The sequence below is a fragment of the Pseudomonas sp. HY7a-MNA-CIBAN-0227 genome, assembly GCF_040310325.1.
Classification (GTDB): Bacteria; Pseudomonadota; Gammaproteobacteria; order Pseudomonadales; family Pseudomonadaceae; genus Aquipseudomonas.
In genome coordinates this window covers 164,361-178,992 of sequence record NZ_JBEOPT010000011.1, presented here as the reverse complement: position 1 = coordinate 178,992, position 14,632 = coordinate 164,361, and the positions used below count along the sequence as shown (strand labels likewise).

Here is a 14,632-nt window from a genome sequence, read left to right as displayed (position 1 = left end):
GTGGGAGGAGGATTCGGAGGGGCGGCCATGGGAGGGGGGCGCCCAATTGCTGGCCCTAGGCAAAGGCTTATTATAACTAAACTAAACAGTCATTTAGTTTAGTTATAACTTTTGGTCATTTGCAGAGGAGGGGATCTGTTTCTGGGGTATAGGGGATATCGACGTACAAACTCCCATCGCCCATTATTTCTATCAGCAAACCAGCTCTTTCAACTAGGTCATCAATAATGTCGGCAATTAGCGTAAAGCTGTCCTTGTTTTCCCACTCACCATAGTCCTTCGCGATTTCTAGACAGGCAGTTTGTAAACGCTCAAAGTATGGCAAAAACCAATGATCCTTGAGCGTTGAGGCTGTTCTTTCAGAGTCCTGCCAACGAATTCCCAAGCCATCAAGATTACCCAAGTGATATGCAGCGAACTTTAGAACGTTGCCGTAGCAACCGTATATCTCACCTAAAATCTGATCGACTGAACCATGCTCTTGGTAGTTCAAGAGCAGTCTATTGGAGCGTTCGTCAGCTTCAGCTAAATCATGGATAAACGTATTTTCGTAGGCTTCTGTCAGGCTTTCTCCAATACCAGCTGAAATTGAAGTGACTGCAAACTCGTCCCACACTGCAAAGACCACTTGCCACTGAATGTTTTCCAGTATCGACTCATTTTTCTGCCTAAGCAGAACGTTGGGGAAGCAACGGTCGAAAGCATTTGTCACTTGCACATGCCCACATTCATGGGCTAAAACATGAATTGCATGAGCCACACCTTCGGTGTCATCTAAGTCAAGTAGAGGAAAAACGTGGCCTGCATTGACGACGATATGCGACTTCAAAGTCCCATCACGCAAAACGCCAGGCGTCATGGCAATTCCAACGACGTGCGAATTAGTAGCCGTCAGCTTGAAGTTCGTTTCGTACCCGCGATCCAGATCAAGTAGCGCTTGGTTGTAATCTACGGCCAGTGTGACGCCGTCTAGGCCACTTAAATCGAACCTCTCACCCAGTACGCGCACCGCCTGGCCAACCTCTATGGCAAGGCGTGTTGCCGTGTCTGCGTCTGCATCGGCAAACCCTCGGGCTTGAACACCAAACTGTTGAGGTGTCTTGGAGGTAGCTTTCTTGGTGGTGTCAGCCGAAGTATCCTGCGAGTCGTCCATGATGATTGTCCTCTTGGGATGAGCGATGGTTATCATCAAGCCATTATCGTCAACACTCGCGTGTAGTGTCGAGGCCTAGGCTTGGGTCGTGCAGGCTTAAAATCTGACCTCCACTGACCCTGACGGCCCAATACGAAGCTTCGCATAATGTATATTATGTTAAATTACATATTACTATATGGTCACACATAGGTGTCCGTTTCCCTATCGGCCTGCTTTCCTCTTGGCATCCAGCAATCGACGCTCGAACCGTCTGATCATAAGACCCACCCCAAATCACCCCTTCGATCCTGCTAATGATCTATATCTACGGCTATCTCAACCGCATCAAGGCCAGCGCAGCGAGCTTCGCCTACGGGCATCGAAGGACACTATAGATCTCAGAAATCACCTGCATCGTTGCGTCTTCGAGCGTTCCTTCATTACGGCATAAAAACCAGCCGTGATTTGCAATCGCTCGCTCGAACGCCTGGGTACAAGCGACATGTTCTTCCAGCTTATGGATCACAGTACTGCTCAGCCCACGCCGTCGTGCCGCTGCCCTCGCCCATGAAATATCAGGGGCGGTGACAACCCCGACATGCAGGTCTGGCACTCGCACGTTTCGATCAATGTTTAACTGTAGAATCTCTGCAAACGGTACTATCCGGCGAAACGCGGCATCAGACGGGTACCAGCGATCGATCAAGATGATGCTGCCAGGTGGCTGTTTAGCCAGCACGTGCTGGGAAATCCAGGTACGGCTATCAGCAAAGCGCTCACAAACCTCCAACTCCAAATCTCGGGAGGGATTTCTGACGAGCTTGTTAACGAGGGCCATTGTTTCACCCCTATAGGGATCGCTTTTTTTCTCGCAAAGTCGGATCACCTTTTTGTTGTCTGCCCTCAGTACTTTCGTAACGGCCTCCAACAGTGTGGTTTTGCCGGTTCCCTTGGGCCCATCTAGAGAAACAAACAACGGACGATTCATTCTTCAAATACCGATTGATGATTGTCAGCTCAGCACATGGGATCGCTGCCGCATTGGATGCAAAGTGAAGGTTGAAATGGGTACGGACAAGCACCTGTCGCTTGCCCGCACCTCGGATCGGGTTACACCAGATCAGTACCTTCACGTTTTGCCTGGCGCATGTCTCGGTACAAGCTGACGCACAAGGTGATCATCACGGCCGCCGCAATGACGGGCCAGATCAATACATACAGGGTTAACGCAAAACCGGACATGGGGAAACTCCTTTGTCTTCAGTGGCGCCATTGGCGCCGTAGTGGAAGGCCACGACACGTTCGTTGATGCAATCAAAGTCGAAATCTTCGTTGGACATCAAGCTCACCACTACACAAACCACAGTGCTGACGCCGTAGGCAGTGAGTGAGCTGAGCAATACCGTGTAATCACGCAAAAAGCCGAACGCAAACGGCGCCAGAATCAAAAATGCGAGCCCGCCAAACGTAAACCCGACCTTGCGCCCGAAGAAGCCGAAGGCCATCAAGCCAATCACCACCCCGCCACCGACTGATGCAAAAAACTCGAAGAACAGTGCCACGGCGCCTTGCAACTCAAGCAGTTCGAAGCGCGCGACGATAAACATCAGAAAACCTGCGACGGCCGCACTGGTAAAGGCGGCATTGGTGATTCGCCCCCAGTACAGACTGGCTATTACCGGAAATACGATAGCGCCCCATAACGCGCCCACGAAGATAAGCATGGTCAGGATGTCCAGCTTGAGGCTGGCGAATACCACGGCGAGCATCGTCGCAACGACCATGGTCAAGCGCCCGACGAACAACATGGTTTTGGGGTTTGGCTTACCTTTGGCCAGGTTCTTGCCATATACATCAGTCATCAGCAGCGCGGACAGCGCCGATAAATCCGAATCGGCGGTCGACGACAGCGAACCGATTACCATGATGAAAAACAGCCCGATTGCAAACGGCGGCAGGTACGTCGAGGCCATTTGCGGGATCAGGTTATTCAAGTCGCCATCCACCGGTTGCACACCGGCCAGCAAGGCCAGGAAACCCAGCATGCCCAGGCCAATCACAATCGATGCATAGCCAATGGTGGCCGTGATAAAAGTCGACTTCATCAAGTCTTCACGCACCGCAAACAATCGCTGGGCAATCGTTTGGTTACCAATGGCGTAAGCCAATACCGCAACAAAATACGGTGCGCCCTGCTCCAGAATGGCGGTTTTCGAATAGAAGCTGGCTTGCTCCGCGGAAATGTTCGGCATGCCTTGGGCGAAGAGTTCCGGCCCGCCAAGCTGGAAAAAAATAATGGGGATAATCACCACGGCGGCGAAGATCATAGCGATCAGCTGACCAAAGTCCGTCAGGACTGAAGAGCGAAAGCCTGACCAGATGGTGTAACTCAAAATCCCGAAACCGGCGATCAACACCCCCTGAATAAAGCTCAGCGGGGACAACACGGCAACCAGCGCACCAGCAGCAGTAAAGTTGACCATCAAGCTGATCATGCTGCCGACGATATTCGAGCCCGCCAAAATCATCTGGCTGGAACGCCCGTGGCGGGCGTGCATGATCTCTGCCAGGGTGTGGGCCTTGGGCGCCAGTGCGCGAAAGCGCCGGCCAAAGGGGTAGATAAACAAAATCATCAACGCGCCCCAGAAGCCGTAATGCAGCGCGCCAGAGATGCCGAACTTGTAGCCGGCGGTGGCAGCCGCGTAGAACGAAGCGGCCCAGATCCAGGTAGCGGTCATGCTGGCAGCCGCCATGCCAAAACCAATTGAGTTATTGGAAACCATATAGCCATCGACGTTTTCATCCTTGCGACCCACGCGCAACGACACTAAAAAGGTCAAGCCATAGAAACAGAACAGAAGCAGCAAGACGGTGGGGGTGGAAAGTTGGAACATTCCTTTCTCCTTTATGCGCGCCACAGTCATCACAGACGTAATGAAAGACCGAAATCGGCAGGCGCAAAACAACCCGGGGTTCCTGACAGGCAGGTGGCATCGGACAGCGGTCCGCTGGGTTGTCATCGTGAAGGCTGGCAAGAGACGGAACGCAAAGGGCGTCCCAGGTCTAAGGCAAAGCGTGCGCTAGCACGTTGAGCCGGTACTTGCAGCAATGGCCGGCGGCAATGGCCGGAAGATAAGTCCTGCATCAGAGCCGCAGGGCCCTGACACGAACAGACGCGCATTATATAGACTTTGAGCGAGCGTTGCTGAAGGGCACATCCGACGCCCTACCCAGCGGTATGAACAACTGCCCGTTATCCTGAAAACAGGGATCACAGGCAATGATCAATTCTTAGCAAGCTTGTAAGATAAATCCCTTTCATTGACGATCAAAAGGACGTGGCATGCAGATTACCCAAGGGCAACGATTGCCCCTGTCGAGCATCATCCAAGGTGACCAACTGACGCTGTCCGTCGCGATCAAGTCCCCCAATGTCATCGACTTCGTATGCTTCGGCCTTGATGTCAGCGGCAAATTGTCTGATGACCGTTACATGATCTTTTTTAATCAGCCTGCTACGCCCTGTAATAGCGTGACCCTGCTGAGCGGTGGCGATTTCAAATTGAACCTTGGGACGCTGCCCGCAACCATTGACCGTTTGGTTTTCACGGCATCAATCGATGGCAATGGCGCGATGAAGGACATCACGGCCAGCTTCTTCGCAATTCACCAGTTTGATGGTCATCAGCGCGCTACGTGCAACTTCTCGGGTGGAGACTTCGCTGGGGAAAAGGCAATCATGGTTGCCGACATCTATCGAAAGGACGGTGTGTGGCGGCTCCAGTCCAACTTGCAAGGCTTCAATGACGGTCTGGATGCCCTGGTTCGCCACTTTGGTGGCGAGGTGGCTGAGCAAACTACTGCGCCAGCACCGGTATCAGAAGCCCCGCCACCCTCACCCTCCAAGATTTCTTTTGAGAAAAAAATTGCTGCAGGTGCGCCCCTCTTGGTGAGCCTGGCCAAGAAAGCGCAGATCAGTCTGGAAAAGGTCAAACTCACTGAGCTGAAAGCGCGCGTGGCACTGGTGCTCGATGCCAGTGGCTCGATGAACGGCCAATACTCCCGCGGAAAAGTTCAAGAAGTCATCAATCGACTACTGCCTCTGGCGGTTGCATTCGACGACGATGGCGCGCTCGACTGCTGGGCGTTCGGGGCCAAGCCCTGCAAGTTGTCTGAAGTGAGCATGGCCAACTACTCGGACTACGTGAACAGCGAGGATGGCGGCTGGAAAAAATGGGGTGTCGGCCAGCGGATCAATGACGAACCCAAGGTTATTCGCCAGGTGATCGACTTCTACGCCAAATCTAGCGACAAGACTCCCGTCTACGTCCTATTCATCAGCGATGGTGGGATCCATGAAGACCGAGCTATAACGAAGTTGATTACTGAGGCAGCCGCACTTCCCTGCTTCTGGCAGTTCGTGGGTGTCGGAGGGCGGAACTACGGGATCCTTGAGCGGTTAGACGATATGTCCGGAAGGGCCATTGATAACTGTGGTTTCTTCGCACTGGATGACCTGAACGATATCTCTGAAGAGGAACTCTACGACAAGCTGATGGAAGAGTTCCCATCCTGGATCAAGGAAGCGACTGAGAAGGGCATTATCGCGTAGATGCGTTGAAGATCCCGTGGCGCGTGCAAGCTCGCCACTGCCGCCTTTTGTCGCCCTGCCCCTCTACCCGCTCCCATTCTGGTGCAAGTAGTTTCCCTGCCTGGGAAACTACATCCATGACCAGGGAAAGAACGGGGTCGAATGCCTTGCATGGTTTTTGTCGCTTGACGATTATCCAAACCGCTGAGACGAGTTTTAAGCTCAATACCAGTCTAGTCATAACGATAAAATGGAGACTCCATGGCTCGTTTCACACTGTCCTCTCGTGTCCTGCTGGCTGCTCTGATCACTGCCTGCCTGGCCCAATCCGAGTTCGACAGCCAACCACTGCGTCAACTCGAACAGTGCCTGCGTGAGGGCATCCAACTTGAGCCCACTGTGGCGGCGCACATCGACACCCCTGCACTTGCAGCCCCTGGACACTCCACACCTTCGTCTCCGATCCGCTGCGCGACTATCTCCCCGAAGGCGCGACAATGATCGCTACCGGCGTGACCTCCCCATTCCTCGCACCGCTCAAACTGACCTTGATGATTGCCTTGTTTATCAGCATGCCAGCGCTGCTGCATCAGGTCTGGGGCATGATCGCGCCGGTGGTTTATCGCCAGCAACGGCGGATCGGCGCATGGCTGCTGAGCGCCAGTATCATGTTGTTTTATGGCGGCATGGCCTTCGCGTTTTTCCTGGTCTTCCCGATGATGTTCAGCTTCTTCACCAGCGTCACGCCCGACGGCGTCGCAATGATGACCGACATCGGCCTGTACCTGGACTTCATCCTTGCGCTGCTATTGGCGTTCGGCCTGGCGTTCCAGATCCCGATCGCCACTTTCCTTTTGGTCTGGGCCAAGGTGACAGACGTGCAGACCCTGAGAAAGAGCCGTCCGTACGTGATCGTCGGCTGCTTTGTCGTCGGCATGCTACTGACTCCTCCTGACGTGTTCTCGCAGACCATGCTGGCGGTGCCAATGTGGGTGCTGTTCGAACTGGGATTGCTGGCCAGCGGTTCAGTTGCTGGACGTCAGGGGCGCTCGCTGGCGAAAAGTGCTGGATAAGCGGCACTTCATTGGAGGTGCAAGACCTGCAGGGTGCAACCGCACACCTTATCGACCAAATGCCTCTACACAAAAATCCAGGAAACTGCGCAGCTTTGGTGTGATGCGCCGATCAGGGGCGTACAACATGTTGATCGGTGGTGATGGTGTTCGATAGTCGGTGAGCACTCGTATGAGCGTGCCTTGAGTCAATGCCTCCTCGACCAGTTCCGAGGGCTGAAGTATCAATCCAAATCCCGCCAGCGCAGCACGCAGTAACGGTTCACTTTGATTGACCATGAGTCGGCTGGTAATAGGCACATCGACACGCCCCTCAGGCCCGTCGAAACTCCATTCGTTACGCCCATCTGAGTACGCAAAGCCCAAGCACTCATGTAGCTGTAAATCCCACGGGGAGGAAATGGGGCCACGAGCAGCCAGGTACTGAGGTGATGCACAAAGTATCAATTCGTACGGCCCCAGGTAGCGCGCCTTGAGTCCGCTGTCGCCCAGTTCGCCGATGCGAAACACTACGTCGTAACCTTCATCAACCAGATCAGCCAGTCGGTTGGAAAGCGTGAGGTTTACCGATACGCCAGGGTACTTGGCCATGTACTCCAGCAAGCGTGGCGCCAGCGTTCGCTCTCCAAAAGCAACTGAAGCATTTATGCGCAACCTGCCACTTGGGACCGCGCGAGTCTCAGCTGCCAGACCTTCAGCCTCTTCAACTTCGGCCAAAATGACCTTGGCACGTTCGTAAAATTGCTGGCCAAAGTCAGTCAGGCTTTGTTTGCGAGTCGTGCGGGTCAGCAGCCGTACACCCAGGTGCTGCTCAAGAGCCTTGACCTGCTTGCCCACTAACTGAGGGGACAGATTCAGGTCATCCGCCGCAGCACTGAACGAGCCCAGTTCCACAGCTTTGACGAACGTTGCCATCGTGGTGAAGCGATCCATTGGAAACTTTCTGTTTGGAGTGTGGAGCCATCCTAACCATTTATTTCGACGGCCCCAATCCCTAATTTAGAGCGCTTGCATATCCTCGCCTGTCACCAAGACAAGCGCTCTCAGCTCATCAACACTTAGGGCAAAATCATGGCCGCGCTTAAACCTGAAGACTGCGATCTGCTCATCTTCCAAGCTATCAGAGACAAGGATCTCGAAGCTGCTGTTGCTCTCTATGAAGACAACGCAACCTTCATCATCGACTCCGGCGAAGCCGTGGTAGGCCAGGCTGCGATTCGTGAAACCTTGCGAGGTTGGATGGACCTGGAAGAGCCCACGTTCACCTCTGAGCTCACGACCTTTCTCAATGCTGAACAGGATCTTGCTCTGTTGCGTGGTAGCTGGTCAGCGATTGCCAGGGACCCCCAAGGCAACCCGTTGAAGGTTGAGGGCAAGAACGTAGAGGTCGTTCGCCGGCAGCCAGATGGCACCTGGAAATTCGTGATTGATAACCCGCGTGGCGCTGACTGAGTCTAAATTGTTGAAGGCCTGGACTTGTAAAACCGTCAGCCAAATGCGTGGGCATTCGGCTTTGAACCTTTCATTGGGAGAAACCACATGGCTCGTACTGTCCGTATTCACACTTATGGCGACGCCAGCGTCCTGACGCTGGAGGAAGTACCCGTACCGGCACCTGCAGCCGACGAAGTTCAGATTGATGTCAAAGCTATTGGCTTAAATCGCGCAGAAGTGATGTTCCGCAATCATGCCTACCTTCAAGAGGCCAATTTTCCAAGTCGCTTGGGTTACGAAGCCTCTGGCATCGTGCGAGCCGTGGGCAGTGATGTTAAAAACTTCAAGGCCGGCGACGTAGTCAGCCTGATTCCCCCGCTCGATATTGCACGCTGGGGTACCTATGCAGAAGTGGCAAACATTCCAGCAAGGCTCACCGTCAAGCACCCGCCATCGCTGTCCTTCGAGCAGGCTGCTGCAGTCTGGATGCAATACGTAACGGCTTATGGCGCATTGATAGAACAGGCAAAGCTCACCAAGGGCGATTTCATTATCGTGACTGCCGCTTCAAGTAGCGTCGGCTTGGCAGCCATCCAACTCGCGCGCAAGGTGGGTGCTACCAGCATTGCAGTGACACGTACCAGCGCCAAGCGCCAAGCCTTGATCGAGGCCGGTGCGGATCATGTGATTGCCAGCGAGGAACAGGACTTGGCTGACGAAGTGCTGAAACTCACCGAAGGTCTTGGTGCTCGTGTGGTGTTTGATCCCATTGGAGGCCCCTCTTTCGAAGCGCTTACACAAAGTATGGCTCGTGGCGGAATTTTGCTTGAGTACGGTGCGCTCAGCGCTGAGCCGACACCCTTCCCGTTGTTCACCGTGCTGGGCAAAAGCCTCACCCTCAAGGGGTTTCTCTATACCGAAGTTGTTACTGATGACGCGGTATTGGAACGCGCCAAAGCCTTCATTCTTGAAGGGCTGAGTTCAGGAGAACTGTCGCCTTTGATCGCCAGGACGTTTCCTCTCGATCAAATTCAAGCAGCCCACCGTTTTCTAGAATCGAACGGACAGATCGGAAAGGTTGTGGTGACTGTCTGACTCAGAACCTGGCTCAGGGTCTGAGTCGAGCAACGCGGGCCGGTCGCAGGGAGCCTTGTGGAAACGGCCCCGAGGGCGTCATGTGATCCGAAGGTCGTCGTTGCGGGACTCGACCGTCATAGGCGCCCGAAAGCGCTTGAGCCGCAACGCATTGCCGAGCACGAAGATACTGGAGAGCGCCATCGCGGCCGCGGCGAAGATCGGCGAAAGCAACGTGCCGTTCACCGGGTAGAGCGCGCCCGCCGCGACCGGGATCAGCACGGCGTTGTAGGCGAAGGCCCAGAACAGGTTCTGCTTGATGTTGCGGATCGTCGCATGGCTGAGCGCGATGGCATTCGGCACGCCACGCAGGTCGCCCGACATCAGCACCACGTCAGCCGCCTCGATCGCCACATCGGTTCCCGTGCCGATGGCGAGCCCGACGTCGGCTTCGGCGAGCGCCGGGGCGTCGTTGATGCCGTCGCCCACGAAGGCGACCTTCGCGCCATTGATCCGGAACTTCTTCAGCGCCGTGACCTTGCCGTCGGGCAACACCTCGGCCGCGACTTCATCGATGCCCAGCTGCTTGGCGATCGCCGTGGCTGTAGCCGCATTGTCGCCGGTGATCATCACGACCTTGAGTCCGAGCGCGTGCAGCGCCCTGATCGCCTCGGGCGTCGTCTCCCTGATCGGATCGGCGACTGCGATCACCGCCGCCAACCGGCCATCGATCGCGGCATAGAGCGGGCTTTTACCTTGCTCGCCGAGGCGCTGGGCCGTCGACAGAAAGCTTGCCACATCAAGACCGAGCTGCGTCATAAAGCGATCCGCGCCGACGGCAACGGTTCGGCCGGCGACCTTGGCCGACACACCGTAGCCCGGTATTGCATCGAAGCTCTCGATGGGTGCAAGGGTGATGTCCCGCTGCTTTGCGGCCATGACGATGGCTTCGGCGATCGGGTGCTCGGAGCGGGTCTCGACCGCCGCAACGAGCGCCAGCACGTCGTTGTATCCAAAACCTTCGGCGGGAACCAGGTCGGTCAACTCGGGACGCCCTTTGGTCAGCGTGCCGGTCTTGTCGAGCGCGATAACGCTCACATCGCGCAGCGCCTGCAGGGCTTCGCCCTTGCGAAAGAGCACGCCCAGCTCGGCCGCGCGGCCTGTACCGACCATGATCGAGGTTGGCGTAGCCAGCCCCATGGCGCACGGGCAGGCAATAATAAGAACCGCGACCGCATTAACCAGCGCGAAGGTCAGCGCCGGGGCCGGACCGAAGATCAGCCAGACCAGGAAGGTCACCGTGGCCGCCGCCATCACCGCCGGCACAAACCACATGGTCACCTTGTCGACCAGCCCCTGGATAGGCAGCTTGGAACCCTGCGCTTGCTCGACCAGGCGGATGATCTGCGCGAGCACCGTATTCGCGCCGATCTTGGTGACGCGAAAGCTGAAAGCGCCCGTCTTGTTGATCGTGCCACCGATGACTTCGGCGCCTACCCCTTTCGACACGGGCACGGGCTCGCCGCTGATCATGCTCTCGTCAACATAAGAGGCGCCCTCGACGACCTCGCCGTCGACTGCAACTTTCTCGCCCGGACGAACCTGCACGATGTCACCGGTTGTCACCTGATCAAGCGCAACCTCGACAGCCTCGCCGTTGCGCTCAACGCGCGCGGTCTTGGCCTGAAGGCCAACGAGCCGCTTGATCGCCTGCGAGGTGCGCCCCTTGGCGCGCGCCTCCAGCGTGCGGCCGAGCAGGATCAAGGTAACAATGACCGCGGCGGCTTCAAAATAGACGTTGGCGGTGCCCTGCGGTAGCACTTCGGGGATAAAGGTTGCGACGATCGAGTAGCCATAAGCCGCCGCCGTGCCGACCGAGACCAGCGAGTTCATGTCGGGAGCACCGCGCAGCAATGCCGGCACGCCCTTGCGCAAGAAACGCAGACCCGGACCGAACAGGACAAGGGTGGTGAACGCAAACTGTACATACCAGTTCGTCTGCTGCCCCATAACCGCCATCACCCAATGATGCATGGCGGGAATAAGGTGCGAGCCCATCTCAAGGATGAAGACTGGCAAGGTGAGGATGGCTGCAATCAACATGGAGCGCTGCAGCGCCCGCGCCTCGCTGTCACGACGCTCGGCGTCCTGATCGCTCGCATTTGCCGTTTCGGCGGACAAGCGGCGGGCCTTGTAACCGGCCTGTTTGACCGCCGCTTCAAGGTCGGCCGTGGAGACAACTCCGGCAAGGTGGCGCACCCGCGCACGCTCGGTCGCCAGGTTGACATTGGCTTCAAGCACGCCCGGGACTTTGGCGAGCGCCTTCTCAACCCGACCCACACATGACGCGCAGGTCATGTCTTCGATCGCAAGCTCAGTGGTCTCTTCACGCACAGAGTAGCCGGCGCTCTCAATGGCGCGGACAGCCGCCTGCGGGTCGGCCATGCCGGTGAAGGTGATGTCGGCGCGCTCGGTGGCAAGGTTGACTGCGGCCGTTTGCACACCAGGGACTGCTTTGAGCGCGCGTTCGACACGGCCGACGCACGATGCGCATGTCATTCCTTCCACCGGCAGGCTCAGACGAGTGTCCAGGGACTTGGATGGATTGGAGCCTTGTGGGTGGGAAACGGAAGCCATTGAACTACCCCTTGAATGTTGCTGTTGAAGAAAGCCTAAAGCTTCCCGAGGTGGGAAGGTCAAGCCCTTTGGGTAATGTGGAGGGTGTAATTTGTTTCGTGGGCCCAGGTCCGCAACCTTTGGCTCCGCCCCAGGGTCGCGGGCCCTTCGCCCAGCCTTGCCGTCAGTCCTGCGCTCGGTTGATACTCTGCCCCCTCGCTTTCTCCCACAGAGATCCCAATGGCAAACCACGACCTCAGCTTCACCCCCGACCCTGACGCCGATTCCATTTCCAGCGACGTCATCGGTTTCAACGGCATTCTGGTCTCCACGCAGATCCCCACCCGCGCCGACGGTAGCCTGGAACTGGGTGACATCACCCTGCAAAGCGAATGCACCCTGCAAGCCCTCAAGGTTGCTCTTGAGCGCGCCGGCAGCTCCATCGACCGGGTCATGCACCTGACCATCTACCTTACTGACATGGCCGACCGCGCCGCCTTCAATGAAGTCTACAAACGCTTCTTCGCCAAACCCTGGCCGGTCCGCGCCGCAATTGGCGTTGCAGCACTGGCAGTCAAAGGAATGCGTGTGGAAGTCACCGCGATGGCGGCCAAGGCCTGATGTGAGATGTCGGTCAGGCATTTCACGGCTACAATGCGTCCCTCGACCGTGACAAGCCTGACTAAAAAATATGTCCTTACCCAAGCATCACCTGGAGCTGCTCAGCCCTGCCCGCGACGTGGCCATTGCTCGCGAAGCCATCCTGCATGGCGCCGATGCCGTGTACATCGGTGGCCCAAGTTTCGGCGCTCGCCATAACGCCAGCAACGACGTAAGCGATATCGCCCAGTTGGTGGAGTTCGCCCGTCGTTACCACGCGCGGGTATTCACCACCCTCAATACGATCCTGCACGACAACGAGCTGGAGCCGGCACGCAAGCTGATCCACCAGTTGTACGATGCCGGCGTTGACGCGTTGATCGTCCAGGATCTGGGCGTGATGGAGCTCGACATCCCTCCCATCGAGCTGCACGCCAGCACCCAGACCGACATCCGCACCCTGGCGCGGGCGAAGTTTCTCGACCAGGCGGGGTTCTCCCAACTGGTACTGGCTCGCGAGCTGAATCTTCAAGAGATCCGCGCCATCGCCAGCGAGACTGATGCGGCGGTCGAATTTTTCATCCACGGCGCGCTGTGTGTGGCGTTCTCCGGTCAGTGCAATATCTCCCACGCGCAGAACGGGCGCAGTGCCAACCGTGGCGATTGCTCCCAGGCGTGCCGTCTGCCTTACACCCTCAAGGATGACCAGGGTCGTGTGGTTGCCTTTGAAAAACACCTGCTGTCGATGAAAGACAACAACCAGAGCGCCAACCTGCGCGACCTGGTAGATGCCGGCGTGCGCTCGTTCAAGATCGAGGGTCGCTACAAGGACATGGGTTATGTGAAGAACATCACCGCCTATTACCGCCAGCGCCTGGACGAAATCCTTGAAGACCGCCCGGACCTGGCCCGCGCTTCCAGCGGCCGTACCGCGCACTTCTTCGTGCCCGATCCGGAAAAGACCTTCCACCGTGGCAGCACCGACTACTTCGTCAGCGATCGCAAGATCGACATCGGCGCCTTCGACACCCCAACCTTCACGGGGCTGCCGGTGGGTGTGGTGGAAAAAGTCGGCAAGCGTGACCTGCAGGTAATTACCCACGAGCCACTGTCCAATGGCGATGGCCTCAATGTGCTGGTCAAGCGTGAAGTCGTCGGCTTTCGCGCCAACATCGCCGAGGCCAAGGGTGAGTTTGAAGAAGACGGCGCCAAGCGCTACCGCTATCGCGTCGAACCCAACGAGATGCCGGGCGGGCTGTACAACCTCAAACCCAACCACCCGTTGAACCGCAACCTGGACCATAACTGGCAGCAGGCCCTGCTCAAGACGTCTGCTGAGCGCCGGATCGGGCTTTGCTGGGTCGCTCGCTTGCGTGAAGACCGCCTGGAACTGATAGCCACCAGCGAAGAAGGCATCAGCGCCAGCGTCACCCTACCCGGCCCATTTGGTATTGCCAACAAACCGGAACAGGCGCTGGAGCAACTGCACGACCTGCTTGGCCAACTGGGTACAACCCAGTACCACGCCACCGCCATCGAGCTGGATGCACCGCAGGCCTGGTTCATTCCCAACTCGCAGCTCAAGGCCTTGCGCCGTGAAGTCATCGAAGCGCTGACGGCTGCCCGTATCAACGCTCACCCTCGGGGCGGGCGCAAAGCCGAGGCCACGCCACCACCGGTGTACCCGGAGGCGCACCTGTCGTTTCTCGCCAACGTCTACAACCAGAAGGCCCGCGATTTCTATCACCGTCACGGCGTCAAACTGATCGACGCAGCCTACGAGGCCCACGAGGAAACCGGTGAGGTGCCGGTGATGATCACCAAGCATTGCCTGCGCTTCTCGTTCAACCTCTGCCCCAAGCAGGCCAAAGGCGTTACCGGCGTGCGCACCAAAGTCGCGCCAATGCAGTTGGTGCATGGTGATGAGGTGCTGACACTGAAGTTCGACTGCAAGCCGTGCGAGATGCACGTGATGGGCAAGATCAAGGGGCATATCCTTGGCCTGCCGCTACCGGGCAGCAGCGTGCAACAGGTCGTCGGCCATATCAGCCCTGCCGACCTGCTCAAGACCATCCCTCGCGCTCCACACTGAGCAAGAAGGCGAGCACA

12 protein-coding genes and 1 pseudogene are annotated in these 14,632 nt (G+C 57.0%); 7 read left to right on the top strand and 6 right to left on the bottom strand.

Going from position 1 to position 14,632, the window contains the following annotated elements:
* Window positions 1-115: 115 nt before the first annotated feature.
* The 4 genes from AAEZ06_RS19170 to AAEZ06_RS19155 form a co-directional block, all read right to left on the bottom strand.
* Complete coding sequence (locus AAEZ06_RS19170; protein ID WP_350615651.1) at window positions 116-1,153, bottom strand: hypothetical protein; 1,038 nt, start codon at window positions 1,151-1,153, stop codon at window positions 116-118.
* A 352-nt stretch (window positions 1,154-1,505) separates the two neighbouring features.
* Window positions 1,506-2,123 carry a dTMP kinase gene (locus AAEZ06_RS19165; protein WP_350615649.1) on the bottom strand — a complete coding sequence of 206 codons (618 nt, stop codon included), beginning with the start codon at window positions 2,121-2,123 and terminating at the stop codon, window positions 1,506-1,508.
* A 122-nt stretch (window positions 2,124-2,245) separates the two neighbouring features.
* Window positions 2,246-2,377, bottom strand: a complete 132-nt coding sequence (locus AAEZ06_RS19160; RefSeq protein ID WP_350615647.1) for a putative transporter small subunit — start codon at window positions 2,375-2,377, stop codon at window positions 2,246-2,248.
* Window positions 2,359-4,029 carry a sodium:solute symporter family protein gene (locus AAEZ06_RS19155; RefSeq protein WP_350615645.1) on the bottom strand — a complete coding sequence of 557 codons (1,671 nt, stop codon included), beginning with the start codon at window positions 4,027-4,029 and terminating at the stop codon, window positions 2,359-2,361. Before AAEZ06_RS19155 ends, AAEZ06_RS19160 begins: the two co-directional genes overlap by 19 nt.
* Window positions 4,030-4,478: 449 nt before the next feature.
* Between AAEZ06_RS19155 and AAEZ06_RS19150 the strand changes: the two genes are divergently transcribed.
* The 3 genes and pseudogenes from AAEZ06_RS19150 to tatC all read left to right on the top strand — a co-directional run.
* Window positions 4,479-5,747 (top strand): VWA domain-containing protein, encoded by a 1,269-nt coding sequence (locus AAEZ06_RS19150; RefSeq protein ID WP_149414176.1) that lies wholly within the window; start codon window positions 4,479-4,481, stop codon window positions 5,745-5,747.
* A gap of 240 nt (window positions 5,748-5,987) precedes the next feature.
* Window positions 5,988-6,227, top strand: coding sequence for a hypothetical protein (locus AAEZ06_RS19145; protein ID WP_350615643.1), 240 nt, complete (start codon window positions 5,988-5,990; stop codon window positions 6,225-6,227).
* A pseudogene (gene tatC / locus AAEZ06_RS19140) lies at window positions 6,167-6,799 on the top strand (twin-arginine translocase subunit TatC); the annotation flags it as partial. The gene AAEZ06_RS19145 and the pseudogene tatC, both read left to right, overlap by 61 nt.
* A 48-nt stretch (window positions 6,800-6,847) precedes the next feature.
* On the opposite strand, the gene AAEZ06_RS19135 reads toward tatC, so the two are convergent.
* Window positions 6,848-7,732: a LysR family transcriptional regulator gene (locus tag AAEZ06_RS19135; RefSeq protein ID WP_350615641.1), complete on the bottom strand. Its 885-nt coding sequence runs from the start codon at window positions 7,730-7,732 to the stop codon at window positions 6,848-6,850.
* A gap of 138 nt (window positions 7,733-7,870) precedes the next feature.
* On the opposite strand from AAEZ06_RS19135, the gene AAEZ06_RS19130 reads away from it, so the two are divergent.
* Together AAEZ06_RS19130 and AAEZ06_RS19125 are read left to right on the top strand one after the other, a co-directional pair.
* Window positions 7,871-8,251, top strand: a complete 381-nt coding sequence (locus AAEZ06_RS19130; protein WP_149414179.1) for a YybH family protein — start codon at window positions 7,871-7,873, stop codon at window positions 8,249-8,251.
* 87 nt (window positions 8,252-8,338) lie between these two features.
* Window positions 8,339-9,328, top strand: a complete 990-nt coding sequence (locus tag AAEZ06_RS19125) for a zinc-dependent alcohol dehydrogenase family protein (RefSeq protein ID WP_149414180.1) — start codon at window positions 8,339-8,341, stop codon at window positions 9,326-9,328.
* A 78-nt stretch (window positions 9,329-9,406) separates the two neighbouring features.
* On the opposite strand, the gene AAEZ06_RS19120 is transcribed toward AAEZ06_RS19125, so the two are convergent.
* Complete coding sequence (locus AAEZ06_RS19120; RefSeq protein ID WP_350615639.1) at window positions 9,407-11,944, bottom strand: heavy metal translocating P-type ATPase; 2,538 nt, start codon at window positions 11,942-11,944, stop codon at window positions 9,407-9,409.
* A gap of 219 nt (window positions 11,945-12,163) precedes the next feature.
* On the opposite strand from AAEZ06_RS19120, the gene AAEZ06_RS19115 reads away from it, so the two are divergent.
* Both AAEZ06_RS19115 and AAEZ06_RS19110 read left to right on the top strand, forming a co-directional pair.
* Entirely contained in the window at window positions 12,164-12,544 is a 381-nt protein-coding gene (locus AAEZ06_RS19115; protein ID WP_149414182.1) for a RidA family protein, read from the top strand.
* Between the two features lie 70 nt (window positions 12,545-12,614).
* Window positions 12,615-14,615 carry a peptidase U32 family protein gene (locus AAEZ06_RS19110; RefSeq protein WP_149414183.1) on the top strand — a complete coding sequence of 667 codons (2,001 nt, stop codon included), beginning with the start codon at window positions 12,615-12,617 and terminating at the stop codon, window positions 14,613-14,615.
* The last annotated feature ends 17 nt before the right edge of the window (window positions 14,616-14,632 follow it).

Bases quoted from the DNA above. Each gene is read 5' to 3' on its own strand.
- AAEZ06_RS19150 (WP_149414176.1), top strand. From the start codon at position 4,479: ATGCAGATTACCCAAGGGCAACGATTGCCCCTGTCGAGCATCATCCAA.
- AAEZ06_RS19110 (WP_149414183.1), top strand. From the start codon at position 12,615: ATGTCCTTACCCAAGCATCACCTGGAGCTGCTCAGCCCTGCCCGCGAC.
- AAEZ06_RS19135 (WP_350615641.1), bottom strand. From the start codon at position 7,732: ATGGATCGCTTCACCACGATGGCAACGTTCGTCAAAGCTGTGGAACTG.
- AAEZ06_RS19155 (WP_350615645.1), bottom strand. From the start codon at position 4,029: ATGTTCCAACTTTCCACCCCCACCGTCTTGCTGCTTCTGTTCTGTTTC.
- AAEZ06_RS19145 (WP_350615643.1), top strand. From the start codon at position 5,988: ATGGCTCGTTTCACACTGTCCTCTCGTGTCCTGCTGGCTGCTCTGATC.
- AAEZ06_RS19160 (WP_350615647.1), bottom strand. From the start codon at position 2,377: ATGTCCGGTTTTGCGTTAACCCTGTATGTATTGATCTGGCCCGTCATT.
- AAEZ06_RS19115 (WP_149414182.1), top strand. From the start codon at position 12,164: ATGGCAAACCACGACCTCAGCTTCACCCCCGACCCTGACGCCGATTCC.
- AAEZ06_RS19130 (WP_149414179.1), top strand. From the start codon at position 7,871: ATGGCCGCGCTTAAACCTGAAGACTGCGATCTGCTCATCTTCCAAGCT.
- AAEZ06_RS19120 (WP_350615639.1), bottom strand. From the start codon at position 11,944: ATGGCTTCCGTTTCCCACCCACAAGGCTCCAATCCATCCAAGTCCCTG.
- AAEZ06_RS19170 (WP_350615651.1), bottom strand. From the start codon at position 1,153: ATGGACGACTCGCAGGATACTTCGGCTGACACCACCAAGAAAGCTACC.
- AAEZ06_RS19165 (WP_350615649.1), bottom strand. From the start codon at position 2,123: ATGAATCGTCCGTTGTTTGTTTCTCTAGATGGGCCCAAGGGAACCGGC.
- AAEZ06_RS19125 (WP_149414180.1), top strand. From the start codon at position 8,339: ATGGCTCGTACTGTCCGTATTCACACTTATGGCGACGCCAGCGTCCTG.